This is a genomic window from Flavobacterium sp., from assembly GCF_036741995.1.
Taxonomy (GTDB): Bacteria; Bacteroidota; Bacteroidia; order Flavobacteriales; family Flavobacteriaceae; genus Flavobacterium.
Genome location: NZ_DAINRG010000001.1, coordinates 62,645 through 89,139 on the forward strand (window position 1 = coordinate 62,645; position 26,495 = coordinate 89,139).

The following is a 26,495-nucleotide window of genomic DNA, read 5'->3' on the forward strand; positions in this document are numbered from 1 at the left end:
CCAGCTTTAAAATACTGACTACTGAGAACTGAATACTATTTTAAGCTTCTTGCTCTTGTTTAATCCAATCGTATCCTTTTTCCTCAAGTTCAAGCGCCAAAGAAGCGTCGCCCGATTTTACAATCTTTCCGTCCATTAAAACGTGAACGAAATCAGGAATAATATAGTCTAACAAACGTTGGTAGTGGGTGATTACTAACACCGCGTTGTTTTCGTTTTTCAATTTGTTTACGCCGTTGGCTACGATTCTCAAAGCATCGATATCTAATCCTGAATCGGTTTCATCAAGGATGGCCAATTTTGGTTCCAACATGGCCATTTGGAAAATCTCATTCCTTTTCTTTTCACCACCTGAAAAACCTTCATTTAACGAACGCGATAAAAACTTGCGGTCAATTTCCAATAATTCTGATTTTTCACGGATGAGTTTCAGCATTTCATTGGCCGGCATTTCTTCTTTTCCGTTGGCTTTGCGGCTTTCGTTGATGGCCGTTTTCATAAAATTAGTCACCGAAACACCCGGAATTTCTACCGGATATTGGAACGACAGGAAAACTCCTTTGTGCGCTCTTTCCTCTGGTGCCAATTCGGAAATGTCTTCCCCTTCCAAAAGGATTTCGCCTTCGGTTACCGTATAATTTTCATTTCCGGCAATGATGGAAGAAAGTGTACTTTTTCCGGCACCGTTTGGTCCCATGATGGCGTGCACTTCTCCTGCTTTTACTTCAAGGTTGATGCCTTTTAATATCTCTTTGTCTTCAACAGAAGCGTGTAAGTTTGTTATTTGTAACATTTTTTAAATGTGTTTTATTCTGATTTATGATTATCCTACTGAACCTTCTAACGAAATCTCCAATAATTTTTGAGCTTCTACGGCAAATTCCATTGGCAGCTTGTTCAATACATCTTTACTGAAACCGTTTACGATTAACGCGATGGCTTTTTCCGTTGGAATACCACGTTGGTTGCAATAGAAAACTTGGTCTTCCCCAATTTTGGAAGTCGTAGCTTCGTGTTCTATTTTGGCTGAAGAATTTTTACTTTCGATGTACGGAAAGGTATGCGCTCCACAGTTATTTCCCATTAGTAACGAGTCGCATTGCGAGAAGTTACGGGCGTTTTCAGCGCGGGCGCCAATTTGCACCAAACCTCTATAACTGTTTTGTGATTTTCCGGCTGAGATTCCTTTGGAAATGATAGTCGATTTAGTGTTTTTACCCAAATGCACCATCTTGGTTCCGGTATCGGCCTGCTGGAAATTATTAGTCACGGCAATCGAATAAAATTCACCCACCGAATTATCGCCTTTCAGCACACAGGAAGGATATTTCCAAGTTACGGCAGAACCGGTTTCTACTTGTGTCCAGGAGATTTTTGCGTTTTTCTCGCACAAGCCTCTTTTGGTTACGAAGTTGAAAACTCCGCCTTTCCCTTCTTTGTTTCCGGGATACCAGTTTTGAACGGTAGAATATTTAATTTCGGCATTATCCATTGCGATAAGTTCTACCACCGCTGCGTGCAATTGATTTTCATCACGACTTGGTGCGGTACAACCTTCCAGATACGAAACGTAACTATCTTCATCGGCAATTACCAAAGTTCTTTCGAACTGACCGGTGCCGGCTTGGTTGATACGGAAATACGTTGATAATTCCATTGGGCAACGAACGCCTTTCGGGATATAACAGAACGAACCATCTGAGAAAACGGCTGAGTTCAACGCTGCATAAAAATTATCTTTTTGAGGAACAACAGTTCCTAAATATTTTTGAACCAATTCGGGATGTTCTTTAATCGCTTCCGAAATCGGGCAGAAAATAATCCCTTTTTCGGCTAATGTTTTTTTGAAAGTCGTAGCTACCGAAACCGAATCGACTACAATATCCATAGCGACATTGTTCATCATTTTTTGTTCGTCGATGGAGATGCCCAACTTTTTGTACATCGCCAAAAGCTCCGGATCAACATCATCCAGGGTTTTACTTGGATCTACTTTTTTGGGAGCTGAATAATACGAAATGGCTTGAAAGTTTGGTTTTTCATAATGCACGTTCGCCCATTCCGGTTCAATCATTTCCTGCCAGGCACGAAAGGCTTCAATACGCCAGTCGGTCATCCATTGTGGCTCTTCTTTTTTCATAGAAATAGCGCGAACAATGTCTTCGTTTAAGCCAATAGGAAAGGTATCAGACTCTATATTCGTATAAAATCCGTACTCGTATTCTTTGTTTTCGAGTTCAATTTTTAAATCGTCTTCGGTGTATTTTGACATTTTGTTGGTTTAAATGTTATAGTGAAAACGACTCTCCGCAACCACAAGTTCTGGAAGCATTTGGATTGTTAAATACAAATCCTTTTCCGTTCAATCCGCCCGAAAATTCCAAAATGGTTCCGGCTAAGTATAAAAATGATTTTTTTTCAACGGCAATTTTCACGTGGTTATCTTCAAAAACTTTGTCGTTTTCGCCCAGCTCTTTGTCGAATTTTAATTCATACGACAAACCAGAGCAACCTCCACTCTTTACGCCTACTCGCACGTAATCCTGGGCAGCGTCAAAACCGTCATCTTTCATCATATCGATGATTTTTTTGCTGGCTGTATCTGAAACTTTAATCATAGCTTATTTTAATTTTGTCTAAATAACAGGCAAAGTTAACACAAATATCTGTTTTTGCTACTATGGCTAACATTTTTATAACTAATGTGCAAATAGAAAAAAATGATTTTTAATTCAATAAATTTGTAAAAAGATTTCAAAATGAAACTATACCCAATAGAAGCCGGAAATTTTAAGCTAGATGGCGGTGCCATGTTTGGCGTAGTGCCCAAAACCATTTGGAACAAAACCAATCCGGCAGATGACAACAATTTAATTGACATTGCAGCCAGATGCCTGCTGATAGAAGACGGCAACCGCTTAATCCTGATTGATACCGGAATGGGCAACAAACAATCGGAGAAGTTCTTTGGTTATTATTCACTTTGGGGCACACATTCGTTGGATGGTTCTTTGGCGAAATATGGTTTCCACCGCGATGATGTGACGGATGTTTTTATGACGCATCTGCACTTTGACCATTGTGGCGGCAGTGTGAATTGGAACGCCGCTAAAACCGGTTATGAAGTGGCTTTCAAAAATGCCAAATTCTGGACAAATGACAATCACTGGGAATGGGCTACTAAGCCGAATGCGCGTGAAAAAGCGTCTTTTCTTTCCGAAAATATTTTACCCATGCAGGAAAGCGGCCAGCTGAATTTTATCAAAAGACCGGAAGGTGATTTTGGCGTTTCAGAAGAATTGGGATTCGGGATTTTTTATGTGGATGGTCACACCGAAAAAATGATGTTACCACACATTCAATACGAAGGCAAAACCATTGTTTTCTGTGCGGATTTAATTCCAACGGCGGGACATTTGCCGCTGCCTTATGTAATGGGCTATGACACCAGACCGTTATTGACTTTACCGGAAAAATCTAAATTCCTACATACGGCTGTTGCAAACAATTACTACCTCTGGCTCGAGCATGATGCTCACAACCAAATCATCACGGTAGAAAACACCGAAAAAGGCATTCGTTTGAAAAAGGTTTTCAGTTGTGAAGATGTATTAAAGTAGTGTTAATAGTGGCTTTAGCTGTAACAAAAGCATTTAATTTTACGCCTAAGTATTGAAATTAAATGATTTACTATGAAAATTTTCCCATTTCTATTAGTATCCTTGTTCTCCTTGTCGGTATTAGCACAAGCGCCCGATCAAAAGTTTGTCAAAAAAGCACCCTTAACGGAACAGCAATTGCGAAGATGGAGTCATCTTGATTTGCAACAAGACAGCATTCCCGGCATGAGTGTGGACAAGGCTTACGCCGAACTTTTGAAAAACAAAAAAGGCACTAAAGTAATCGTCGGCATCATAGATTCCGGAGTTGATATTACGCAACCCGATCTGAAAGGCGCTATTTGGACCAACAAAAAAGAAATTCCAAACAACGGAAAAGACGACGATAAAAACGGTTATGTTGATGATGTACACGGCTGGAATTTTCTCGGTGAATCCAACAATGAAAACCTAGAGTTGGTTCGTATTCTGAAAAAAGGTGATGATGGTTCTGAAACTTATAAAAAGGCATTGGCAGATTATGACATACGATATCAAAAAACCATGTCGCAAAAAGAAATCGTTGACCTGTTGTGGAATGCCGATAAAACCATTCGGGAGTATCTAAAAAAAGACGACTACACATTGGAAGAACTGAAACAAGTAGCTTCTGTAAAATTTTCTTTGTACCAAAGTAAAGCTATGTTGTTAGCTTATGCTTCTGATGTGGGAAGTGGCTTTAGAGAGGAACTTCAGGAATACAAAGACTACATTTACGACGAACTCAACTACAATCTGAACAAAGATTTTGAAGGCAGAAAAATAGTTGGGGATAATCCGGACGACATTACTAACAAGAAATACGGCAACAATGTGGTCTATTCTAAAGACCGAAAAGACTCCCTGCACGGAACTCATGTGGCCGGAATTATTGCTCAAATCAGAAACAACGGTATTGGTGGTGATGGCGTGGCCAACAATGTTCAAATCATGCCGGTCAGAGCGGTTCCCAACGGAGACGAATACGACAAAGACATTGCCTTGGCCATTCGTTATGCCGTGGATAACGGCGCCAAAGTGATTAACGGAAGTTTCGGAAAAGATTATTCTCCGCACAAAGAATGGGTTTGGGATGCTATAAAGTATGCCGAAAGTAAAGATGTTTTAGTGGTTCTTGCTGCCGGAAATGACAGCAAAGACATTGATGTTAATCCTACTTTCCCGGCAGATACCGAAGATGGAAAAACAGAAATAGCCGATAACGTATTGTTTATTGGTGCTATCAACTACAATTATGGCGAAAAAATTGTGGCTGATTTTTCAAATTATGGTGCCCAAAACGTTGATATATTTGCACCGGGTGTCAAAATTTATGCTACTGTGCCGCAAAACAAATTCAAATACGAACAAGGAACCTCAATGGCATCGCCCAACACTGCCGGAGTGGCTGCTTTAATCCGTTCTTATTATCCAAATTTGAAAGCCGGTCAGGTAAAACAAATTATCCTGCAATCCGGCACACCGTTGAATTTTGAGGTAGAAGTTGGTGAAAATGGTGAAAAAATACCATTCTCAAAAACTTGTGTTTCCGGAAAACTGGTAAATGCCTACAATGCCTTAAAACTGGCAGACGAAATGTCGAACAAAACAAAAAACGATCCTAAATTATAAACGTATTGGAAGTCGAAACTTTCCGTTTTTTTACTTTTTCTCAATTATGAAGCATCCCCTTTTATTTGGTTTTCTTTTCCTGAATGTTTCCCTCACTTTAGCACAATCCAATAGGTATTGGCAACAACATGTCGATTATAAAATGGATGTGACTATGGATGTCAAAACCTTTCAATACAAAGGCAAACAAGAATTAATTTATACCAATAACTCACCCGATACCTTGCGCCGGGTGTTTTATCATTTATACAACAATGCCTTTCAGCCGGGAAGCGAAATGGATAGTCGGGTACAAAATATTGCCGACCCCGATGCCCGAATGGTTACCAAAACCAAAGTGGACGGCAAAGAAATTAAGGAAAGTCGCATTGCTAAATTACAACCCGATGAAATTGGGTATCTGAAGATTACCAACTTCAAGCAGGATGGTGTTACGGCCCAAGCCAAAGAAGTGAGCACCATTTTAGAGGTTGATTTGGCGCAACCTATTTTTCCCGGAAAATCAACCACTTTTACTTTAGATTTTGACGGACAAGTGCCGGTGCAGATTCGACGTTCCGGGCGTAATAATTCGGAAGGTGTTGCGCTTTCAATGGCCCAATGGTATCCGAAAATCGCCGAATTTGATTTTGAAGGATGGCATGCTGACCCTTATATTGGAAGAGAATTTCATGGTGTTTGGGGTAATTTTGACGTGACTATCACTATCGATAAAAAATATATTTTGGGCGGAAGTGGTTATTTACTGAACAAAAATGAAATTGGCTATAATTATCAAGATGCCGGAGTAACCGTTACCATTCCCAGAAAACAAAAAACACTAAGCTGGCATTTCTATGCGCCCAATGTACATGACTTTACCTGGGCTGCCGATAAAAATTACATTCACGATGTGATTAAAGGACCTAATGATGTGGACTTGCATTTCCTTTACCTCAACAATTCCAAAATCATTGACAATTGGAAAAACGCGCAACCTATTATGGCAGGAGTAATGGATTTTTACAATAAAACAGTAGGTAATTATCCGTACAAACAATACTCCTTTATTCAGGGTGGCGATGGCGGAATGGAGTATGCCATGTGTACTTTAATGCTGGGCAACGGCACTTTAAAAGGAATTGTGGGTACAGCAACCCATGAGTTGGGTCATTCTTGGTTCCAACATATTTTGGCTTCCAACGAAAGCAAACATCCATGGATGGATGAAGGATTTACGAGTTATATTGAAGATTTAGCCTTGAATGAAATTGCCGAAAAGAAAGTAGCCAATCCTTTCGAGCCTTCTTATAAATCTTATGTGAAATTAGTCAACTCGGGCAAAGAACAACCACTTTCTACGCATGGCGACCGTTATGATGAAAATAAAAGTTATAGTGTAGCTTCTTATACCAAAGGCGAGCTTTTCTTAACCCAATTGGAATATCTGATCGGTAAAGACAACGTACTAAAAACCCTTAAACGCTATTATTCCGAATTTAAATTCAAACACCCAACGCCTAATGACATTAAGCGCACAGCCGAACGCGTTTCGGGAGCTAATCTCGATTGGTATTTAACCGATTGGACAGCAACCATCAATACGATTGATTACGGAATAAAAAATGTAGAAAGTGCCACCGATGGCGTACAAAGAACCGGTGTTACTTTAGAAAGAATCGGGCGAACTCCTATGCCGATGGATATCCTGGTAGAATATACCGATGGTACTAAAGAAAGCTTCTATATCCCGCTGCGCATGATGAGTTTTGAAAAAGAAAATCCAACACCGGAAAGTAAAAGAACCGTTTTACCTGATTGGGCTTGGGCCTATCCAAATTACTTTTTCGAAATTCCAAAAGCAAAAACGGAGATTAAAAAAATAACCATTGATCCAAGTGGTTTAATGGCTGATGTTAAACCAGAGAATAATGTTTTTGAGCAGAAATAAATAAAAAGGCGAACTTTTGGGTTCGCTTTTTTTTTGGAATAGAATTTGTAGATTTACCACAAATATTTGTCACTATGAAGAACATAAAAATGCTATTTCTTTTGCTAGTTATTGGCTTGGGTTTTCAAAAAAGTTATGCCCAACCTATTCGATTCAAAACCAGCAGCGTTAGTTTTACCGATAAAAAAAATGACGGAACGTGGAATGAATGGTCTGATTTTGTGGCTGCCAATGTGCTGATAACGCTTGATGCCAAAAAAGATTTGATTACCATCAATTCTTCCGAAATTCAATCGTTTAAAATCAAAGCTTACGGAGAAATTGAAGATACGGAAGAAACCAATATTGTTCCTTTTGAGTGCGTGGATAATAAGTTTTCTAAGTGCAAAATTTTTATAATCACCAAGAAAAAGGAAAACAACCGAATGCAGATTTATGTCAATTATAACGAAGTGAAATTCGTTTACAACATCTACAACGACAAATAATTCATGGATAATTCCTATCCGATAGCCGAAAAACTCAAAAGCAAAAAAATCATTGATCTGCTCTTTTCCGAGGGCAAATCAGTGAGCAAATTTCCATTGCGTTTGGTGTATGTGCAGCATGATTTTGAAGAAAATGTTCCGCTCAAAATTGGCGTTTCCGTTTCCAAAAAGCATTTTAAAAATGCCGTCGACCGCAATTATTTCAAACGCGTTTTGAGAGAATGTTACCGGTTGAACAAGTCGCTTTTGGTGGCTAATTTAGAAGCCAAATATTGTATGATGTTTTTCTATCAAACCAAAGACAAACTGTCTTATCAGGAAATCAATGACAAGACCATTCAGCTTTTCGAAAAATTTGTGAAAGTGCTTCAGGAAGAAAAAAAATGTTAACTAAAAACGGAATCCGATTCGTTTGAAGTAAATTAGTATATTCGTTAACTTGTTTAAAGAAAAAACCATGTTGTCATCCCTCAAAAAAAGATATTATATACCGGTAATCCTGAGCGTATTCCTCTTTATCGGCGTAAGTTTCAAAGACGATTTCTTCGAAATTTCGAAACAAATAGAAATCTTCACCACACTTTACAAAACCATCAATCAAAACTATGTTGATGAAACCAATCCGGCGGAGTTGATGGACAAAGCCATCAAAAGCATGCTGGCTGATTTAGATCCGTATACCAATTATTTCAACGAGCAGGACGTCATCCGATTCAAAATTAACAACACCGGAGAATACACCGGAATTGGCGCCTTGATTACACGCAAAGACGACCGAATCATTATCAAGGAACCGTACAAAGGATTTCCGGCAGACAAAGCCGGATTGAAAGCCGGAGATGAGATTACACAAATTGGCGACGTGCTTTTGGCCGACTTTAAAGACGATGCTTCCCAACTGATGAAAGGGGCTAAAAACACTAAAATTGACATCAAATACTTTCGCCAGGGAAAACCCATGACAACGCAATTAGTCTTGGATGAAGTAGAGGTAAAAGCCGTGCCGTTTTATGGAAAAATTGATGATAAAACCGGTTACATCGTCTTGTCGCAATTCAATGCCAAAGCTTTTTCGGACACTAAAGAAGCGCTTGAAAAACTGAAAGCCGATGGTGCCACACAAATCGTATTAGATTTGCGCGGAAACCCTGGAGGATTGTTGAACGAAGCGGTAAATATTTGCGGTTTATTTGTGCCCAAAGGAGAGACTATAGTAACCACCAAATCGAAAAACAACAAATACAACAACACCAATAAAACCACTCGCGAACCCGTTGACACCGAGATTCCGTTGACTATAATCGTAGATGGGAAGAGTGCTTCGGCTTCGGAAATTGTTTCGGGAGCATTACAGGATTTAGACCGCGCTGTGATTATTGGCAGCAGAAGTTATGGAAAAGGATTGGTGCAACGTCCGTTTGATATGGTCTATAATACTCAGGTTAAGGTTACGATTGCCAAATATTACACACCTTCGGGCAGATGTATTCAGGCGTTGGATTATGCCCATAAAGATGCCGGCGGAAAAGCCATCCGAACCGATGCCAAAAATTACAATGCGTTTAAAACCAAAAAAGGAAGAACGGTTTATGACGGCGGTGGTATTTTGCCGGATGTGGTTTTAGAAAACACCAAAACCAGTGCCATAGCTGAAGCCCTGCAAAAAAATGACGGAATCTTCAATTACGCTACTTACTACTATTACAAAAATCCAAATTTGGGTGATAAGATTCCAACGATTACCGATGCTGACATTGCTGATTTTAAAGCGTATCTGAAACGCGAAAAAATCTCATTAGATACGGAAACCGAGATTGCTTTGAAAAACACTTTGGAAAAAGCCAAAAAAGAAAATGTTGATGGAGCCATTACGGTGGAATACCAACAACTGCTTTCGGCTTTAGAGAAAAGTGAAGAAACGCTGATTGATAAAAATAAAACCGAAATTAAAAATTTGCTTTTAGACGAAATCATCAAAAGATACCAGTACAAGGAAGGATTATATCAGTATTATATCAAAAATAATTTCGAAATCAAAAAGGCTGTCGAGGTATTAAATGACAAGCCCGGTTATAATAAGATTTTAAAAATTTAGTATGAAGTTATTAAAATACCTGCCCTTACTATTTTTTGGGTTTCTTCAGGCACAGGAAGAAGTGGTTCACTCTGTTTATTTTGACTTCGACAAGTATGCTCTGAACGAAAAACAAGTGGGTGAAGTGGTTGATTTTATCAAAAAAACTGATTCCACCCGAATAGAATCCATTCAGATTTTTGGCTATACTGATGATGTCGGGAAAGATGCTTATAACTACAAACTTTCCACTAAAAGAGCCACGGCCATTCAAAATAAATTTATTGAAAATGGTATTACCAACAAAGTCATTATCACCATTGAAGGCAAAGGAAGGATCTTGATTGATGATGATATTGTAGAGAATCTTCCGGAAAAACGGTCTAAAAACCGTCGGGTGGATGTGGTGTTGAATTTAAAACCCTTACCAAAAATAGAAATTCCGGGCTACTACAACAGCATTCAAAAACATCATATCGTTGGCGACCATATTTATCTTGACAATGTTTTATTTGACCGAGGCAGCAGTAAATTGACTTATAAGACCAAGACAGAATTGGATAAAGTTGCCAAATTATTAATGAAATACAAAAACCTGCAATTCGAAATTCAGGGCCATGTGTGTTGCACGCCTCCTTATCAGAAAGAAGCCATTGATATGGACACCAAGAAACGACAACTTTCTGTAAATCGTGCTCAGGCCGTTTACAAATATTTGATTTGGAAGAAAATTGCAAAAGACCGAATGACTTTCAAAGGATATGGCAATACCGTGCCACTTGGCAAAGGCGCCGAATATGACCGAAGAGTAGAATTGGTTATCTCAAAAGTATAATTAGCCTCTTTTCATTTCAATGTGTGGAATGTCGTCTTCGAGATACATTTCGCTGGTTTGAATAAATCCGTGACTTTCGTAGAATTTCTTCAAATACAACTGTGCCGAAATGGTGATTTTTGTGGCATCAAGCTGCGACTTCATAAAGTAAATCGCTTCGCGCATCAGGATGTGCCCTAATTTTTTATCTCTGTACGTTGTTTTCACCACGACTCTTCCAATGGAAGCCTGTTCAAAATAATCATTAGCTTTAAACAAACGGGCATACGCCACAATTTGACCATTATCTTCGCCAATCAAGTGCAATGCTTTCTGATCTTTGCCGTCAATATCCTGATAGACGCAATCCTGCTCCACCACAAAGACTTCACTGCGCAATTGCAGCAAATCATAAAGCTCTTTACCAGAAAGTGCCTCAAATCGCTTTATTTTCCATTCTAAATTCATGAGTTCTTATTTTTTGATTTGAATCGACTTAATCATGGCTTCCAATTCAAACATCAAATCGCGTTTTTCTTTGGAAGGTGCATAGCAAAATCCTTCTAAAACCAAGATACGCCTATTGGCTTTATCAAAAATTGCGTAGTTAATGAACGGTCCCGACATGAAGTCGTTTTTCATTTGCCAGGTTCCTTTGGTTTCATAAGCTTTGTTACCATCCAAAGTTATTTTTGAGAAGTAAGGAGAATAAGCTTCTTCGGTAACCATTATCGTTTTATTTGCCGAACCGTGAATGTAAAGTTTCCCTACGGAATCTCTGATTTTAATAATGTCTTTCACAGCATTGCTGCGGCGAATGCTTTTCCATGGAATTTCATAGATGATCAGACTGTTGTTACCGCTGGTGATTTCTTTTTTGAGCCAGATGAAATTTTTCCGGCGCATCACATATTCGTATTTTTTGGGAATCAGCAAATTGATGTTGAATTTTTTCTGGATTTTTTTGGTATCCAATAACGAATCTTTGAACGTTTTTTGCTCCTGTAGAATCTCCGTTTCGCGCATTTTTTGAATGATGGCCGGCGTATTCTTTTCTAAAATTTCCAATATTTCAAAAGCAGTTCTGCCCGAGATGTGAATGGCATTCTGTGGCGAGGCAAATTCGTTTTCTTTGATTTCGAATTTGTTCTCGATGTCTTTTTTGATGATGATGATGTTGCGGCTGTCGGTAGAATAGCCTTCAAAAAGTTTTACCGGATATTGATTGATGGAAAACAAAGGTTCTTCCTGTGGCAAGCCCAAAACCGGTGAGGCAAATTTATTCCGGATGCTGTCGCCCACTTCGCCATTCCAGAGTTGGTCATCTATGATTACGGCAATAGTATTGATGGCAGCGGAAGATTCGTCGGGAAACTTGTTGTTTTTAAACGTACAAGAACTCAGGCATACTGAGCCTAAAAGCCATAAAAAAAGGGTTTTATTCATAACTGAAATAAAACCCAAATTTATTGAAGATTTTCGGATTAACCGTTAATTTTTAATTTCATTCCCGGTTTTAAACTTTCGTTTTTAATTCCGTTCCATTTTTTGATATCAGAAATGGTAACGCCAGGATATTTTTTAGCTATGCTGAACAAAGAGTCTCCTTTTTTCACGTAGTATAATTTTACTTCGTCTCTTTCGTTAGCGGCTATGATTTCTTTTTTAGATGATTTTGGTTCGTTAACTGCTACTTCTTTTTTGGAAACAATAAGCGAAGCTCCTAATTTAACATTGTTGTCTTCCATATCGTTCCATTCTTTGATATCGGTAACAGCCACATTGTATTTACGGGCTATACTTCCAAGATTGTCTCCTTTTTTAACTTTGTATTCAACGATTTTGGTTTCGGTTTTTGGCTCGTCTTCTTTAGCTTCTTCAGCGGTATTGGCCAATGCTAATTTAGAACCTTGCTGCACGTTCAAATCATCCAGATTATTCCACTTTTTCAAGTCTTCTAAACTAACATTGAATTTTTTGGCAATGCTAAATAGATTATCACCTCTTTGTACTTGGTAGTAGTCTTTTGGGTTTTCAGTAGCCTCTGAATCTGTATCGTTAGATGCTACAGCTGTTTCGGTTTTCGCATCTAAAGCCGGTTTGTTTCCTTTAACTTCTTTTCTAACTACAGTAACTACTCTTTCGTTTTTGATGATTTTTATATTGGCTCCTAACGGAATGTTACTTCCTTTTAAGTGGTTCCATTTTTTGACATCGGCTACAGCAACTCCGTATTTATCTGAGATTTCACCAAGGTTGTCTCCTTTTTTAACTTTGTGGTATTTCACTACATCTTTAAACGAAACTACTTTTTCTTCTTTAAATATTTTTGAGGTATTCGAAGCCAAAGCCGTTGATTCCTTTACCGAAATTGTATCCGGCTTAACCATTTTCTTATCGTTGGAAGCAATAGCTTCTGTGGTGTAAATCTTCAGTTTTCTTCCTACAGGAGCTTTGCTATTTCTCAGATGATTCCATTTTTTAAGATCCGACATCGCAACACCATATTGAGAAGAAATCTCACTCAAACTGTCACCACGCCTCACTTTGTGGTATTTCACTCTTGATACCGAAGAACCACCACCAATAGAATCTCTTGTGGCTAACATACTTTCGTAGGGTCTTTCTCTTTTGCTGGCTTCGTATTGCACATAAGCGTATATCTTATCTTCATTCGAAGTAAACACCGCAATTTTATCGATTGGTAATCTTAAAAAATGTTGTTCGCCAGTGATAAAAGGAATTTCTTGTCTTTTATACGACGGATTTAAGAACTGCAATTCAGCAACCGGAACATCCAACAACTCTGAAATTTGTTTGAAAGTCATGGCGTTTTTAATCATGATGGTATCCGTTGCGAAATGATTGGCAATGGCTCTGTCTGGTTTAATCCCGTGTTCTTTATGGTATTCAAAGATGTACATAGTAGCCAAAAATGCCGGCAAGTACCCTTGTGTTTCTTTTGGTAAATATTTTCTAATATTCCAATAATTTTGTTGTCCTCCTGAACGTCTGATGGCTTTTGCCACATTCCCCGGTCCTGAATTATAAGAAGCTAACACCAAGTCCCAATCGCCAAAAATTTTGTACATATTGGTCATGTATTGCGTAGCAGCATTACTTGATTTCAGTGGATCGTTTCTGTCATCCACATATGAATTGATGTTCAGGTTGTACTGTTTTCCGGTTTGGTACATAAATTGCCACAAACCTGTTGCGCCTACTCTGGAAACTGCTCTTGGATTCAAAGCAGATTCTACAACGGCTAAATATTTAATTTCTAATGGAATATTTTGGGAGGCTAATGACTCTTCAAACATTGGGAAATAGAACTGAGAAATACCCATTAATCTTTCAAAAGATTTTTTTCTATTCTTTAAAAACGATTTGATTACGTTTTCCAAACCTTGATTCCACTCGATATTGAAAGGCGATTTCTCGTCCATTTTCTTTAATCTTTCTTTCAACAATGCGGTTGGCAATTCGTAATCTACTTTTTCATCCACATTGATGTTTTTGATGTCAAGTGTCAATTCGTTATACAAGTCTAAACTGGCCAACTCTTTCATCCACAGGCTATCAATACAGGATGCTATGTTGTCGTGAACAAAAGTAGCTTTGATAGAATCTAGAACTTGTTTGTTGGTTAAGTCTTTTTTAAACGGTGTAATACTTAAGTCATCCTGAGCAAAAATTGCCGTGGAAACCAGAAATACTGCTAAGGTTGTTATTTTTTTCAAATTCATAATCAATATTATAAAGTGGTATTTGAGAAATTTCAGTTGTAAATGATATCATTTACAACGTAAATATTTGTTTATTATTGTGTTACTTTTTTAAATTAATTTAAAATCGCTGCAATTCCCGGTAAAACTCTTCCCTCTAACATTTCCAACATGGCGCCACCGCCGGTTGAAACATAACTCATTTTTTCTTCCAGTCCGAATTGTTTTACGGCTGCCACAGAATCGCCCCCACCAACAAGAGAGAAAGCTCCGTTTGCAGTTGATTCTGCTATATCATTTCCTAATGTAATTGTTCCTTTGGCAAAGGTTTCCATTTCAAAAACACCCAATGGTCCGTTCCAAAGAATCGTTTTTGAATTCATGATTACTTCTTTAAAATTGGCTAACGATTTTGGCCCGGCATCTAAACCTTGCCATCCATCCGGAATTTCGCGAACATCAACTACTTGCGTGTTGGCATCGTTTGAAAAAGCATCTGCGGCAATCACATCCACCGGAATATGGATCTGAACATTTTTCTGTTTGGCCAAACGCAAAATTTCTAATGCTAATTCCTGTTTGTCATCTTCGCAGATAGAATCTCCGATTTTGCCGCCCAAAGCTTTTACAAAAGTAAACGTCATTCCGCCGCCAATAATCATGTGGTCTACTTTGTCTAATATATTTTCAATAACCGTGATTTTGGAAGATACTTTTGAACCTCCAAGCACTGCCGTTACTGGTTTTACTGAATTATTCAATACGCGATTTAAACTTTCTATTTCTTTAGCCAAAAGCATACCAAAACATTTATGATTCGGAAAAAACTTGGCAATAATCGTTGTCGAAGCATGGGCTCGGTGCGCTGTACCGAAAGCATCATTCACATAAATATCTCCCAAGGATGCTAATTCTTTGGCAAAATTTTCGTCGCCGGCTTCTTCTTCAGCATAAAAACGAAGGTTTTCTAACAATAAAACTTCACCTTGCTTTAAATTTTTGGCTGCATTTTGTGCTATTTCGCCACGACAATCTGATGCAAATTGAACCTTTATTCCCAAAACTTCTGAACATTTGGCTACTATATGACGCAAGGAAAACTGATCTTCTTTTCCTTTAGGTCTGCCCAAATGTGACATCAAAATTACACTTCCTCCATCGGCAAGAATCTTATCAATGGTGGGCTTTGCAGCTTCAATTCGGTTAGCATCCGTCACGTTAAAACTCTCGTCCAAAGGAACGTTGAAATCTACGCGAATGATTGCTTTTTTAGCATTGAAATTAAAATCCTGAAGTGTTTTCATTTGGCTTTTTAGTAGGTTCGAATCCTTGCAAATATAATAAAAATTAATTTCATCGGTCTTTTTTGTGCTTTTATCGATGATTTTTAAGGAAATTTTAAGGTATAAACTGTTTATTTTCAATAGAATAGTGCTACCTTATGCTTCCCCATACCAAAGAGGACTTTACCTTTTAACTGTATGCAAACCCAAACATTCCTTTTCATTTAGCAAAATATTTCGTCTATATTTGCTCTATGCAGTTTTCAGACATACTCGGTCAGGATTATATTAAAAACCATCTCGTAACCAGCGCTTTGTCGGGAAGGATTCCGCATGCACAATTGTTTATCGGTCCGGAAGGCAGTGGAACTTTGGCGATGGCCGTAGCATATGCTCAATTTGTTTTGTGCAACAATGTTGGCCATGAAAACAATGGCGGCAACGAAAGTTGTAATTTGAAATTCCAATCGCTTTCCCATCCCGATTTGCATTTTGTATATCCGAATGTGGCCAATGACGAAGTAAAATCTAAACCAAAAAGTGGTGATTTTATTATGGATTGGCGCGAATTTGTTTTGGCAAATCCTTATGGAAGTTTGTTTGATTGGTACAAACATTTGGGTGTGCAAAACAAACAGGGCGAAATTCGTGTGGATGACGCACAGGATATTTTGAAAGCTTTAGCATTGAAATCCTATGAAGGCGGTTATAAAATTATGATTGTCTGGATGGCGGATAAAATGAATATTGCCGCTTCCAATAAATTGTTAAAACTGTTAGAAGAACCACCTGAAAAAACGCTGTTTCTCTTAATTTCTGAAAACGAAGAAGATATTATTCAAACCATTCGTTCGCGCTGTCAAGTATTGCATTTTGGCGCTTTGCCTGAAGCTGTAATTATAAAAGCTTTGAGAGAAAAATATTTTTTAGATGAAGCATCGGCAACCAAAGTAGCGCATCAATCACAAGGAAATTACAATAAAGCAATTCATATTTTACAGAATGATGGTGATGATTTGCCTTTTGAAAAATGGTTTGTAGATTGGGTAAGAGCTGCTTTTAGAGCCAAAGGAAATGCTGCTGCCATTCAGGATTTGATTTCCTGGAGTGAAGAAATTGCAGGTTTGGGACGCGAAGGACAAAAGCAATTTTTGAATTATTGTATTGTAATGTTTCGACAAGCGATGCTGTTGAACTATCAAACTGATAAATTAGTTTATTTGGAACCGACTGTTGACAAATTCAGTTTGGAAAAATTTGCTCCTTTTGTCAATGGAAATAATATAAACCCTATTTTTAGTGAACTTTCGGATGCGATTTATCACATTGAAAGGAATGGAAATGCCAAGATAATTTTAACTGATTTATCTATAAAACTTACTCGTTTAATCCATAAAAATGAATAGATATGAATAATACTGCTTCCGTTTTAGTATTGCTTTTTTTGGCTGTCACTTTTATACAATCAGCCTATGACAAAGTATTTGCCTGGCAAGGCAATGTGGATTGGCTCAAAAGTCATTTTGCTCAAACTATTTTGAAAAATTATGTGCCGCTAGCCTTGTTTATCATTCTGATTTTAGAATTAATAACCGGCGTTTTTACACTTGTTGGTTGTGTTGAATTATTGGTAAATGGCGGAAGAAATTTTGGTTTTTATGGCGCAGTTTTCTCAAGTATTACACTGATAATGTTATTGTTAGGCCAGCGATTGGCAAAAGATTATGATGGTGCCAGAACCATTGCCATTTATTTTGTGCCTTCCATCTTAGCTGTTTTTTGGTTGAGTTAACCATTTGATATAAAACAAAAAAGCCTCAAAATTTGAGGCTTTTTTTATGGTTCCAACTAAAGAATTATTTCTTTTCTTCTTTTTTAGTTTCTGTTTTTACTTCTTTTTTATCCGAAGATTTATACTTGTCGTTAACCAATTTTATAAGCTCTTTAGTGATATCGTAATTGTCTTTTGCGTACAAAATAGATTGCGCATCACCAGTGCCATAGATATAATCATATCCCTTTTCTTTTCCGTATTCTTTGATAACTTTTTTATATGTTTTTACCAAAGAATCCATTTCAACTCCGCTTTCTTGCTGCAATTGCTGCAACATAGCTTGCTGTGCATAATTTAATTGTTGCTCTCTTTGTTGCAATTCAGCTCCTTTTTGTTGTGCCCAAGCTTGTCCGTTAGAAGCAGCATTTTGCTTAAAACTCGCAGCTTCCGATTTGAAACGATTCACTTCAGCTTCTAACTGACTTCCCATTACTTTAGATTTGTCTTTGTATTTGGCTTCAATATCTTTTGCTTCTGTTGATTCTTCCATCAATTTTGATGTATCAATGTATGCTGTTTTAAATTCTTTTGTCGTTGTAGCGTTTTTGTTGCAAGCCATAATTGAAATAGCCACTGCAAAAAGGATAATAGTTTTTTTCATTCTGTTTTATAAAATTTATTTTCGGTTTCAAAAGTATAAAAATAAACGACACCAATCTAAAGCTTAAAACTTATGATTTTTGATCGTTTAGTCAGTATAATTATTAGTTATTGCTGTCTAACTAATGATAGTTCTAAATTATAGGTTTTGGTTTAAAACAAGGCTCTTAAAGCAACTTTCCCTTTTCAGGCAACAAAAGACACAACTCACATTGATTGACTTGAAAACAAGCGCTCTATTGGCTTTTTAGTTGTTTTTTATGATATAAATGTGCGATGAAAACTCTTTTGTTTTATTTCCGTTGAGATTTGACTTCCAACCCACAAAAAAAGCTCTAAAAAAATTCATTCTTCCGGTTTTGTATTTTTCAGAAAGCAAACTCACATAAAAACTATCAAATTTCATTGGAAGCACTTCCGTTAGTTTCATCTCTTTTTCAGCAAACAATTTCCCAATAGCTGTTTTTGAAAAATGCCAAATATGTCTCGGAACATCATAAGCTGCCCAAAATTTACCATAATACGTAGCATCAAAAGATTTAAAATTAGGAACGGCAATTACAATGGTTCCGGATGGTTTTAGTAATCTTTTCAATTCCAAGATATATTCTTCAAGATTTGGAACGTGTTCTAATACGTGCCACATGGTAATTATATCAAAAGAATTACTTTCTAAAACCGCTAAGCTTTCGGCAAATTTCACTCCTTTATTTATAGCAATTGTTTTTGCTTTTTCACTTGGTTCAATTCCTGTAATATGCCAACCGTCATTTTTTGCTACTACTAAAAAATCACCTGTTCCTGCACCAATGTCTAAAAGTTTTCCTTTTTGAGATTGTGTATTGATTAGTTTTAATTTATTTTTTAGTGCTACACTTTTTATCAATTGATACATTCTTTCAAACAAAGAACGCTTCCCATCAGTATGGGAAATATAGTCATCACTTTCATAATAACTCGGTAGTTTTTCCAAACTTGGTTTTGGAAATGTAATTAACATATCATATTCCGGATTGTGATGCAATTCGAATATTTCTTTGGAAACAGAATAATCTCTAACTTTTTGAAAAAAAATATTATTTTGAAAACTCATATAAAGGCTGTATTGGTAAGGCTTAAAGAAACTAGTTTCACGTGGAACGCAAAATTATCTTCCCATGTAAATTAATAAGACTGAAACATCAGCAGGTGAAACACCACTAATTCTGGATGCTTGTGAAATAGTTACCGGACGAATGGTGCTAAGTTTTTGTTTAGCTTCAATTGACATTGATTTTATTTTGTTGTAGTCGAAATTCTCCGGGATTTTAATATCTTCTAATCGGATTAATTTTTCCGCATTGTTTCTTTCTTTCTCTATATATCCTGAATATTTAACTTGAATTTCAGCCTGCTCAATAATTTCTTTATCCAGGTCATTCTCTTGTATATAATTTTGAACTTTCTCAAACTTTAAAATATCTTCTAATTCAATTTGAGGACGGGAAAAAACTTTAAACATTTTATCCGATTGTACCATTGGTGCGCTTTCCTTTTCAGTTAAAATAGGATTAGCTTCTTCTTGAGTAACGCTTGTTTCTTTGAAGAAAGCAACCATTTTTTCACTTTCATTGAATTTATATTCCATACGTTTTAATCGCTTTTCTGAAGCTAAACCAATTTCATAGGATTTTGCCGTTAAACGAAAATCTGCATTATCTTGACGCAATAACGTTCTGTATTCAGCACGTGAAGTAAACATACGATAAGGCTCTTCTGTTCCCTTTGTAATCAAATCATCAATCAAAACACCAATATAAGCTTCATCTCTTCTTAAAATCATTGGCTCTTGTTCCTTAACTTTTAAGGCAGCATTAATGCCGGCCATTAGTCCCTGAGAAGCGGCTTCTTCATATCCGGTAGTACCGTTTATTTGACCTGCAAAATACAACCCTTCTACTAACTTAGTTTCTAAAGTGTGTTTTAATTGTGTTGGTGGAAAATAATCATACTCGATGGCATAACCGGGACGGAAAAACTTAACTTTTTCAAATCCTTCAACAGATCGCAAAGCTTTGAATTGAATGTCTTCAGGCAAAGATGTAGAAAATCCGTTTACATAAACCTCAACGGTATTCCATCCTTCCGGCTCAACAAAAAGCTGGTGTCTTTCTTTATCAGCAAAACGATTAATTTTATCTTCAATAGATGGACAGTATCTTGGCCCGATGCTTTTAATTCTTCCGTTAAACATTGGGGATCGATCAAATCCTTCTCTGAGTATGTTATGAACTTCATTAGAAGTATAGGTCATATGACATAATTTTTGAAGAGTCAACGGTTTGGTTTCGTCAGAATAAGAGAACTTGTCTGGAATTTTATCACCAGGCTCTTCTCTCATTTTAGAATAATCCAATGAACGACCATCCACCCGCGGAGGTGTTCCGGTCTTCATTCTACCGGCTTCAAATCCGACCTTAATCAAATCTTCTGTAATTCCATAAGCCGCACTTTCACCAGCTCTTCCTCCTCCGAATTGCTTTTCACCGATATGAATTAATCCATTAAGAAACGTTCCATTGGTCAAAACAACCGTTTTAGATTTAATTTCAATTCCCAATGATGTAATGACTCCTTCAATTTTATTATTTACAATCAAAAGGCCTTTTACCATTTCCTGATAAAAGTCTAAATTCGGAGTTCGTTCCAGCATTAATCGCCATTCTTCAGAAAAACGCATCCGGTCACTTTGAACTCTTGGAGACCACATCGCTGGTCCTTTTGATTTATTAAGCATTTTGAATTGCACTGCGGTCTTATCCGAAACAATCCCCGAATAACCACCCAATGCATCAATCTCACGAACAATTTGTCCTTTGGCAATCCCTCCCATAGCAGGATTACATGACATTTGCGCAATGTTTTGCAAACTCATGGTAACCAATAAAGTTTTGCATCCCATATTGGCTGATGCCGCCGCCGCTTCGCAACCAGCATGACCAGCTCCCACTACTATTGTATCGTATTTTTCTAAAAACATTTTAATTGTGTTTCACGTGGAACATCTTCATTTTTTCTTCCTCTTTTTGACGCATTACTTTTTCGTCTTCCTCGCTTTTATCCTTGTATCCGCAATAGTGCAAAACTCCGTGAGCCATTACTCTTTTCAATTCTTCCTCAAAATCAACATTAAAATCTAATGCGTTTTCAAGAACTCTCTCAATCGAAATGAAAATATCTCCGTGTAGTTCGTTTCCTATAGAATAATCAAAGCTAATGATGTCTGTTAAGGTGTCATGATCAAGATATTGTTGGTTTATTTCCAATAAGTAATCATCGTCACAGAAGATATAATTAATCTCACCTTCGTTCTTTATTTCAGAGCTAATGACTTTGGAAAGCCAATCTGAATAAGTTGTTTCGTCTTCTAGTTTGAAATCTGTCTCGTAATTAAAACTAATCATTGGTTTTAAAGTATTCTTGAACCTTTTGGTTAAAATTGGAGCGCAAAGGTAAGCTTTGTCTATTTAAAATTTCAATACTATTTAAATATTCTTGAAGCTTACTCGGCAATGCAGTGGCTTGATTATTAAATTCTTTCTTATTGGTTTCTGATTGACGCTTCTTATCTTCGCCTTGTTGCTGCAATGCCTTTTCAAGTTTCAACAACTCATATTTCACATTCAATATCTTTTGAAGAGTCTCATTATTGAAACCTTTATTCAATAATTGCTTCTCAACTTGTTTCATTTGATCTAAGGTGTTCTGCCCATTACCGCCTACACCCTGTTTCTTTAATTCTTTTTCTAAGGCTTCCCGCAATTGCTGTTGTTCCTTATAAATTTCCATAATTGCTTTTGCATCTCCCTCTCCATCTTGTCCTTCTTCTCCTCCTTTTTGATTACCTCCTTGTCCTTGCCCGGAATCTCCTCCTTTTTGGCCTTTATTTCCTTTGCTGCCTTGTTGGCCCTCACCCGGTTTTTCACCTTGTTTACCTTCCTGACCCTCGCCTGGTTTATCGCCTTTCTTCATACCCTTTTTCATTTTTTCACCTAGGCCTTCTTGCTTCTTAATAATATCCGGTAATTGCATTCCTTCTCCTTGCCCTTGACCCGGCTTAGGTTTTCCTTGACCTGAACCCTGCATTTGCATCTGCATTTGCATACCAGTCAAAATATCGCTCAACATATCTGCTAATTTATTAGAAGAAGAAACCGCATATTGCTGATGAGAATTTCCCTTTGGAACATTAGCTTCAACTAAGGTTTCTATAGCTTTATCAACATTGTATTGAACATTGCCAATTTCTTTAGTAATGTCTTCGGCAATTTTTGGATTTCGTAAAGACATGGCAAAAAGACTATCATCAACATGTTTAAATTGTTGTTTTAAATCCTGCTGAATTTTTAAATTTTTATTGAAAGATGGAGCGCCACGCTTCAAATTTTTAAACTGCTTCATCACATCTTCCTGCGAGAATGAATAGGCTAAAAGATTGTCTAAAATCTGACGCAACATAGCTACATCTTCCTCCATTTGTTCTGCCTCACCCGATTCCATTTGCTCTTGCATCTGCTGCCCCATTTGCTTCATTTTTTTGGAAGCGCTTTTTTGTTTGGGCTTGGCCTTGCTTTTTTGTTGCTTTTGCAATTGATCTTTAGCATCTTTTAAATCTTCGTCTATGCTTTTCTCTTTCTCTGCTGTTTTTGGTAAATCCATTGGGGCTTTTAGCTCCTTATTGTCTTTATCCAAATCCTTTAGCTCCTCTTGAAGCTTATCAAATTCTTTATTGATTTCATCTTGCTTCTCAGCATTATTCTCATCCGTTTTGTCCGCTAATTTATCTTGCTTGTCGGCCAATTTGTTTAACTTATCTGCAATTTGTTCCGCTTTTTTCTCCACATAATACCGCTTGGTTAATTCGACCAATTGTTCCAAACTTTTGGTTTGATTTTTACTGGCTTGTTGGAATTTTTCCATCTTTTCGAACAACTCTTCTTTGCTGATTTTGTCGTTCAGTTTTTTAAGCTCATCCAGAAGTTTTTGATTCTTTTCTAAATCTTCTTTGGTTTTCTCTAACCGATCCTGAAGCAAGTCTTTTTTCTCGTCTTTCTTATCCGCTTTGAATTGCTCCAAATTGTCTTTCATCTTCTCGGAGAACTCTTTCATGAGTTCGTCTTGCTGTTTCTGACGCTGAATAAAATCATCCACTTTTTGCTGTTCTTTGTATTCTAAATTATCTTTCTCTTTCCCCATTTTTTGCAACTTATCCATTTCGGATAGTTGCTTGTCCTGAGCTTTTAATGATTTAGCTAATGAATTGATATTCTCGTTTTGCTGTTGCAGCATTTCATCTTGTTTCTCTGTTTCCGTGGCAATCCTATTGCTGAAAACGGATGATTTGGTGCTTTTGAAATTATGAATAGCATCGTTGTCAAAAATCTCAAAATAATACTCATACGAAACGCCTTCTTCTACTGGGAGATTACTTGGAAACGAAAAAACAAACTGGTCATAAACATCTCTCTTAACAGTAATGGCGGCATGTTTAGCAGCAGTAGGTTTGTCTTTTGGATAATAAACAATTTGCAGTTTTGACAATCCGTAATCATCAGAAACCTGACCGAGAACGTAATTTTTATTTACCTTCAAACTATCCGGTGCATTGTTAACGGTGATCGTTGGAAACTGATCTTTGATGACCGAAATCTGGTAATTCAACTTCTCATAATTCTGAACCTTAGCATTCGAAGTTAAAATTTGATAATCAGTGTTTTGAAGTATACTTTTGGAAAGCGAAAACATGTTCTCCTCTTTGGCGAAAGCAAAATGATTATTCTCATTCACCCAATCCACTTTTTGTGTAGCCAAAGTGCTCATTCTCCAGGTAACTCTGGTCCCTTCCGGAATAATAGCGTTTCCGGTTCCTTTGATGACTTCTGATTTCTTGTTTAAATAACCCGGGAAATTCAACACCATCTCAAAATTGGCAATCGATGGCACCGTAACTACTTTCAATTCATAATCGTGTGAAGAAACATCATTAGATTCAATATGAAACTCTAAATCTTCGGCAGGTTTCGGAATGACAAATTCGAATTCACCGGCTTTAGTACTTTCCATAAAATAGCTTTCGTCTCCTATGAAAATCATAGCGTTTTCCGGAACTACATTACCAACTGTCTTTACTTTCAATAAAAAGTCTTTGTTTTGTTCGGTTTGCAAATTGTTATTCAACACCACAAATTCAAAAGGTGCCGGCGGCAAAAACTGTTGCTTAAAGTGAACCACACGATTCAAACTTTGGGAAAGAATATCACTTTTCCCTGAAATCAGGAAAAACAAAAAGAACAGAATGGGAATAACGGCCAGCGGTAAATATTTTTTGTTTTTGCCCAAATTAATAGCATTTCCAAAAGGAACAGGCTGCAAAGTGTTGGCCTTTTGATCAATCGAGGCCAACAGTAATTCCGACTTGTTTTGGTCTTGGGATAGTTGTAAAAAATTAGTCAGTTTATCCCCTACTTCATTAAAATGCTCTCCAATAATGGCCGAAGCTTCTTTGTAATCAATCCCTTTTTGAAGCTTAAAAAGTTTAAAAATCGGGAACAAAATAAAGCGGAGTAAAAGGAACAGTTCAACGACAACAAAAACCAAAAACAAAACAGTTCGCGCCGTTGGTTTCAACCAAAGGAAATACTCCACAAAAAGCGTGAAAATAAAATACAGCAAGCCCAAGCCTACGAAGAAAATGGTTCCGCGTAGTAATTCGTTGGTGTAAAACTTCTTAATAAAGCTTTCCAGCTTTTGATATATGATGTTTGAATTCTCCAATTTTCGCAATTCTTTTTTATAACCGATAAATGTACAATTTTTGGTGAATAACCAACGTTAAAAATTTGCCAATCAAAATTCAGCAATTCGTGGCTAATTAAATTTTATCTTTGCACCAAATTTCAATACAATGTCAAGACCTGTTAGAGTTCGTTTTGCTCCCAGTCCAACCGGACCTTTACACATTGGTGGTGTTCGTACTGCCTTGTTCAATTATTTATTTGCCAAAAAACATAACGGTGTTTTCTATTTGCGAATAGAAGATACCGACCAAAATCGTTTCGTTCCCGGAGCCGAAGCCTACATCTTTGAAGCTTTGGAATGGCTAGGTATCGCACCAAGCGAAACCGTTGGGAAGCATGAAAAATTCGGTCCTTACCGTCAATCCGAAAGAAAGCCTTTGTACAAACAATACGCTGACCAATTGGTGAATTCGGGTTGGGCTTACTATGCTTTTGATACAGCGGAAGCTTTGGATGCACACAGAAAACAACACGAAGAGCAAGGGAAAACCTTTATCTACAACTGGCACAATCGTGAAAAACTGGATACTTCTTTAGTGATTTCAAATGAGGAAACAGAGAAAAGAATTGCCGACGGTGAAGCTTATGTAATTCGTTTTAAAACGCCTGTTAATGAAACGTTGCATTTGCATGACATCATTCGTGGTGCTATTACTTTTGAAACTAATTTATTAGACGATAAAGTTTTGTTCAAAAGTGACGGAATGCCAACGTACCATTTAGCCAATATTGTAGATGACCATTTGATGGAAACCTCACATGTGATTCGTGGTGAAGAATGGTTACCATCCATGCCGTTGCATTGTTTATTGTACAAAGCCTTTGGTTGGGAAGCACCGGAATTTGCGCATCTTCCATTGATTTTAAAACCTATTGGCAACGGAAAATTATCCAAACGCGATGGTGACAAAATGGGATTCCCGGTATTTCCATTGGAATGGAAAAGCGAAGAAGGCATCTCCTCAGGATACAGAGAAAAAGGATTTTTCCCGGAAGCGGTGATTAATTTTTTGGCATTATTAGGCTGGAATGACGGCACAGACCAGGAGTTGTTTTCATTGGAAGAACTGGTAGCCAAATTTGATTTAAATAGAGTGCACAAAGCCGGAGCCAAATTTGATCCGGACAAAAACAAATGGTTCAATCATCAATATTTGCAAAAGCAGAGTGATGAAAGTTTGGCAAAATCCTTTGCTCCTATTTTGGCAGAAAAAGGAATTGCTGTTGAACATGACAAATTGGTAACCATAGTTTCTTTGATAAAAGAACGTGCTAATTTTGTTTCCGAATTTTGGGATTTATCAGACTATTTCTTTGTAGCGCCGACGTCTTATGATGAAAAAGCAGCTAAAAACTGGAAAGAAGACACACCTGATTTATTAAAACAATTAATTTCTGTGCTAACAACCATTGAAGATTTCACTTCAGTAAACATAGAAACCATAGTAAAAGACTGGATGACACAAAACGAAATTGGCATGGGAAAAGTAATGCAACCCTTCCGTTTGAGTTTGGTTGGAGCGCTAAAAGGCCCTCATCTTTTCGACATCGTTGAACTAATTGGAAAAGCAGAAACCATCAAACGATTGGAAACAGCTATAACAAGTTTATAAAAAAGAAAAGTCCCGATAACTCGGGACT

The 26,495-nt window shown here is 37.3% G+C and carries 22 protein-coding genes; 10 read left to right on the forward strand and 12 right to left on the reverse strand.

The genetic code is table 11. The features are described from left to right. Positions 1–40 precede the first annotated feature (40 nt). Genes sufC through V7D82_RS00320 form a run of 3 tightly spaced genes read right to left on the reverse strand, consistent with a single transcriptional unit; the run spans position 41 to position 2,618 of the window. Positions 41–793 (reverse strand): Fe-S cluster assembly ATPase SufC, encoded by a 753-nt coding sequence (gene sufC, locus V7D82_RS00310; RefSeq protein ID WP_333598972.1) that lies wholly within the window; start codon positions 791–793, stop codon positions 41–43. A gap of 30 nt (positions 794–823) precedes the next feature. Then, the gene (gene sufB / locus V7D82_RS00315; protein ID WP_333598973.1) at positions 824–2,272 is read right to left on the reverse strand and encodes a Fe-S cluster assembly protein SufB; all 1,449 of its coding nucleotides are present in this window, start codon (positions 2,270–2,272) and stop codon (positions 824–826) included. A 16-nt stretch (positions 2,273–2,288) separates the two neighbouring features. Continuing rightward, complete coding sequence (locus tag V7D82_RS00320; protein ID WP_333598974.1) at positions 2,289–2,618, reverse strand: HesB/IscA family protein; 330 nt, start codon at positions 2,616–2,618, stop codon at positions 2,289–2,291. 141 nt (positions 2,619–2,759) lie between these two features. On the opposite strand from V7D82_RS00320, the gene V7D82_RS00325 reads away from it, so the two are divergent. From V7D82_RS00325 to V7D82_RS00355, 7 genes are all read left to right on the forward strand, one after another. Further along, positions 2,760–3,620, forward strand: a complete 861-nt coding sequence (locus tag V7D82_RS00325; protein WP_333598975.1) for an MBL fold metallo-hydrolase — start codon at positions 2,760–2,762, stop codon at positions 3,618–3,620. Between the two features lie 72 nt (positions 3,621–3,692). Continuing rightward, entirely contained in the window at positions 3,693–5,270 is a 1,578-nt protein-coding gene (locus tag V7D82_RS00330) for a S8 family peptidase (protein WP_333598976.1), read from the forward strand. A gap of 46 nt (positions 5,271–5,316) precedes the next feature. Next, a complete protein-coding gene (locus tag V7D82_RS00335) occupies positions 5,317–7,200 on the forward strand; it encodes a M1 family metallopeptidase (RefSeq protein WP_333598977.1) in 1,884 nt (627 codons plus the stop codon). 74 nt (positions 7,201–7,274) lie between these two features. Next, positions 7,275–7,688: a hypothetical protein gene (locus tag V7D82_RS00340; protein WP_333598978.1), complete on the forward strand. Its 414-nt coding sequence runs from the start codon at positions 7,275–7,277 to the stop codon at positions 7,686–7,688. Positions 7,689–7,691: 3 nt separating this feature from the next. Continuing rightward, positions 7,692–8,078, forward strand: a complete 387-nt coding sequence (gene rnpA, locus V7D82_RS00345) for a ribonuclease P protein component (protein WP_333598979.1) — start codon at positions 7,692–7,694, stop codon at positions 8,076–8,078. Between the two features lie 67 nt (positions 8,079–8,145). Beyond that, entirely contained in the window at positions 8,146–9,783 is a 1,638-nt protein-coding gene (locus V7D82_RS00350) for a S41 family peptidase (protein ID WP_333598980.1), read from the forward strand. A gap of 1 nt (position 9,784) precedes the next feature. Then, the gene (locus tag V7D82_RS00355; protein WP_333598981.1) at positions 9,785–10,597 is read left to right on the forward strand and encodes an OmpA family protein; all 813 of its coding nucleotides are present in this window, start codon (positions 9,785–9,787) and stop codon (positions 10,595–10,597) included. Here the strand turns inward: V7D82_RS00355 and V7D82_RS00360 are convergent, their stop codons facing one another. The 4 genes from V7D82_RS00360 to V7D82_RS00375 all read right to left on the reverse strand — a co-directional run bounded on the left by V7D82_RS00360 (position 10,598) and on the right by V7D82_RS00375 (position 15,605). Next, on the reverse strand, positions 10,598–11,044 hold the full coding sequence (locus tag V7D82_RS00360; protein WP_333598982.1) for a GNAT family N-acetyltransferase: 447 nt from the start codon (positions 11,042–11,044) through the stop codon (positions 10,598–10,600). It abuts the gene before it with no gap. 6 nt (positions 11,045–11,050) lie between these two features. After that, positions 11,051–12,022: a DUF4837 family protein gene (locus V7D82_RS00365; protein ID WP_333598983.1), complete on the reverse strand. Its 972-nt coding sequence runs from the start codon at positions 12,020–12,022 to the stop codon at positions 11,051–11,053. A 38-nt stretch (positions 12,023–12,060) separates the two neighbouring features. Then, positions 12,061–14,322, reverse strand: coding sequence for a LysM peptidoglycan-binding domain-containing protein (locus tag V7D82_RS00370; protein WP_333598984.1), 2,262 nt, complete (start codon positions 14,320–14,322; stop codon positions 12,061–12,063). Between the two features lie 95 nt (positions 14,323–14,417). Beyond that, positions 14,418–15,605: a phosphoglycerate kinase gene (locus V7D82_RS00375; RefSeq protein WP_333598985.1), complete on the reverse strand. Its 1,188-nt coding sequence runs from the start codon at positions 15,603–15,605 to the stop codon at positions 14,418–14,420. A 233-nt stretch (positions 15,606–15,838) separates the two neighbouring features. Here V7D82_RS00375 and V7D82_RS00380 point away from each other — a divergent pair, with 233 nt between their 5' ends. Together V7D82_RS00380 and V7D82_RS00385 are read left to right on the forward strand one after the other, a co-directional pair. Beyond that, positions 15,839–16,990: a DNA polymerase III subunit gene (locus V7D82_RS00380; RefSeq protein ID WP_333598986.1), complete on the forward strand. Its 1,152-nt coding sequence runs from the start codon at positions 15,839–15,841 to the stop codon at positions 16,988–16,990. Positions 16,991–16,992: 2 nt separating this feature from the next. Then, positions 16,993–17,376 carry a DoxX family protein gene (locus V7D82_RS00385; RefSeq protein WP_333598987.1) on the forward strand — a complete coding sequence of 128 codons (384 nt, stop codon included), beginning with the start codon at positions 16,993–16,995 and terminating at the stop codon, positions 17,374–17,376. 64 nt (positions 17,377–17,440) lie between these two features. On the opposite strand, the gene V7D82_RS00390 is transcribed toward V7D82_RS00385, so the two are convergent. The 5 genes from V7D82_RS00390 to V7D82_RS00410 form a co-directional block, all read right to left on the reverse strand. Continuing rightward, entirely contained in the window at positions 17,441–18,019 is a 579-nt protein-coding gene (locus tag V7D82_RS00390) for an OmpH family outer membrane protein (RefSeq protein ID WP_333598988.1), read from the reverse strand. A gap of 246 nt (positions 18,020–18,265) precedes the next feature. Then, positions 18,266–19,111, reverse strand: a complete 846-nt coding sequence (locus V7D82_RS00395; RefSeq protein ID WP_333598989.1) for a class I SAM-dependent methyltransferase — start codon at positions 19,109–19,111, stop codon at positions 18,266–18,268. Between the two features lie 54 nt (positions 19,112–19,165). Further along, positions 19,166–21,037, reverse strand: coding sequence for a tRNA uridine-5-carboxymethylaminomethyl(34) synthesis enzyme MnmG (gene mnmG, locus V7D82_RS00400; protein WP_333598990.1), 1,872 nt, complete (start codon positions 21,035–21,037; stop codon positions 19,166–19,168). Between the two features lies 1 nt (position 21,038). Beyond that, on the reverse strand, positions 21,039–21,461 hold the full coding sequence (gene ybeY / locus V7D82_RS00405) for an rRNA maturation RNase YbeY (RefSeq protein ID WP_333598991.1): 423 nt from the start codon (positions 21,459–21,461) through the stop codon (positions 21,039–21,041). Beyond that, complete coding sequence (locus V7D82_RS00410) at positions 21,454–24,831, reverse strand: DUF4175 family protein (protein ID WP_333598992.1); 3,378 nt, start codon at positions 24,829–24,831, stop codon at positions 21,454–21,456. Before V7D82_RS00410 ends, ybeY begins: the two co-directional genes overlap by 8 nt. A gap of 130 nt (positions 24,832–24,961) precedes the next feature. Between V7D82_RS00410 and gltX the strand changes: the two genes are divergently transcribed. Further along, a complete protein-coding gene (gene gltX, locus V7D82_RS00415) occupies positions 24,962–26,467 on the forward strand; it encodes a glutamate--tRNA ligase (RefSeq protein WP_333598993.1) in 1,506 nt (501 codons plus the stop codon). The last annotated feature ends 28 nt before the right edge of the window (positions 26,468–26,495 follow it).

Excerpts from the sequence above, each read along its gene's own strand:
- sufC (WP_333598972.1), bottom strand. The coding sequence starts at position 793 with ATGTTACAAATAACAAACTTACACGCTTCTGTTGAAGACAAAGAGATA.
- sufB (WP_333598973.1), bottom strand. The coding sequence starts at position 2,272 with ATGTCAAAATACACCGAAGACGATTTAAAAATTGAACTCGAAAACAAA.
- V7D82_RS00320 (WP_333598974.1), bottom strand. The coding sequence starts at position 2,618 with ATGATTAAAGTTTCAGATACAGCCAGCAAAAAAATCATCGATATGATG.
- V7D82_RS00325 (WP_333598975.1), top strand. The coding sequence starts at position 2,760 with ATGAAACTATACCCAATAGAAGCCGGAAATTTTAAGCTAGATGGCGGT.
- V7D82_RS00330 (WP_333598976.1), top strand. The coding sequence starts at position 3,693 with ATGAAAATTTTCCCATTTCTATTAGTATCCTTGTTCTCCTTGTCGGTA.
- V7D82_RS00335 (WP_333598977.1), top strand. The coding sequence starts at position 5,317 with ATGAAGCATCCCCTTTTATTTGGTTTTCTTTTCCTGAATGTTTCCCTC.
- V7D82_RS00340 (WP_333598978.1), top strand. The coding sequence starts at position 7,275 with ATGAAGAACATAAAAATGCTATTTCTTTTGCTAGTTATTGGCTTGGGT.
- rnpA (WP_333598979.1), top strand. The coding sequence starts at position 7,692 with ATGGATAATTCCTATCCGATAGCCGAAAAACTCAAAAGCAAAAAAATC.
- V7D82_RS00350 (WP_333598980.1), top strand. The coding sequence starts at position 8,146 with ATGTTGTCATCCCTCAAAAAAAGATATTATATACCGGTAATCCTGAGC.
- V7D82_RS00355 (WP_333598981.1), top strand. The coding sequence starts at position 9,785 with ATGAAGTTATTAAAATACCTGCCCTTACTATTTTTTGGGTTTCTTCAG.
- V7D82_RS00360 (WP_333598982.1), bottom strand. The coding sequence starts at position 11,044 with ATGAATTTAGAATGGAAAATAAAGCGATTTGAGGCACTTTCTGGTAAA.
- V7D82_RS00365 (WP_333598983.1), bottom strand. The coding sequence starts at position 12,022 with ATGAATAAAACCCTTTTTTTATGGCTTTTAGGCTCAGTATGCCTGAGT.
- V7D82_RS00370 (WP_333598984.1), bottom strand. The coding sequence starts at position 14,322 with ATGAATTTGAAAAAAATAACAACCTTAGCAGTATTTCTGGTTTCCACG.
- V7D82_RS00375 (WP_333598985.1), bottom strand. The coding sequence starts at position 15,605 with ATGAAAACACTTCAGGATTTTAATTTCAATGCTAAAAAAGCAATCATT.
- V7D82_RS00380 (WP_333598986.1), top strand. The coding sequence starts at position 15,839 with ATGCAGTTTTCAGACATACTCGGTCAGGATTATATTAAAAACCATCTC.
- V7D82_RS00385 (WP_333598987.1), top strand. The coding sequence starts at position 16,993 with ATGAATAATACTGCTTCCGTTTTAGTATTGCTTTTTTTGGCTGTCACT.
- V7D82_RS00390 (WP_333598988.1), bottom strand. The coding sequence starts at position 18,019 with ATGAAAAAAACTATTATCCTTTTTGCAGTGGCTATTTCAATTATGGCT.
- V7D82_RS00395 (WP_333598989.1), bottom strand. The coding sequence starts at position 19,111 with ATGAGTTTTCAAAATAATATTTTTTTTCAAAAAGTTAGAGATTATTCT.
- mnmG (WP_333598990.1), bottom strand. The coding sequence starts at position 21,037 with ATGTTTTTAGAAAAATACGATACAATAGTAGTGGGAGCTGGTCATGCT.
- ybeY (WP_333598991.1), bottom strand. The coding sequence starts at position 21,461 with ATGATTAGTTTTAATTACGAGACAGATTTCAAACTAGAAGACGAAACA.
- gltX (WP_333598993.1), top strand. The coding sequence starts at position 24,962 with ATGTCAAGACCTGTTAGAGTTCGTTTTGCTCCCAGTCCAACCGGACCT.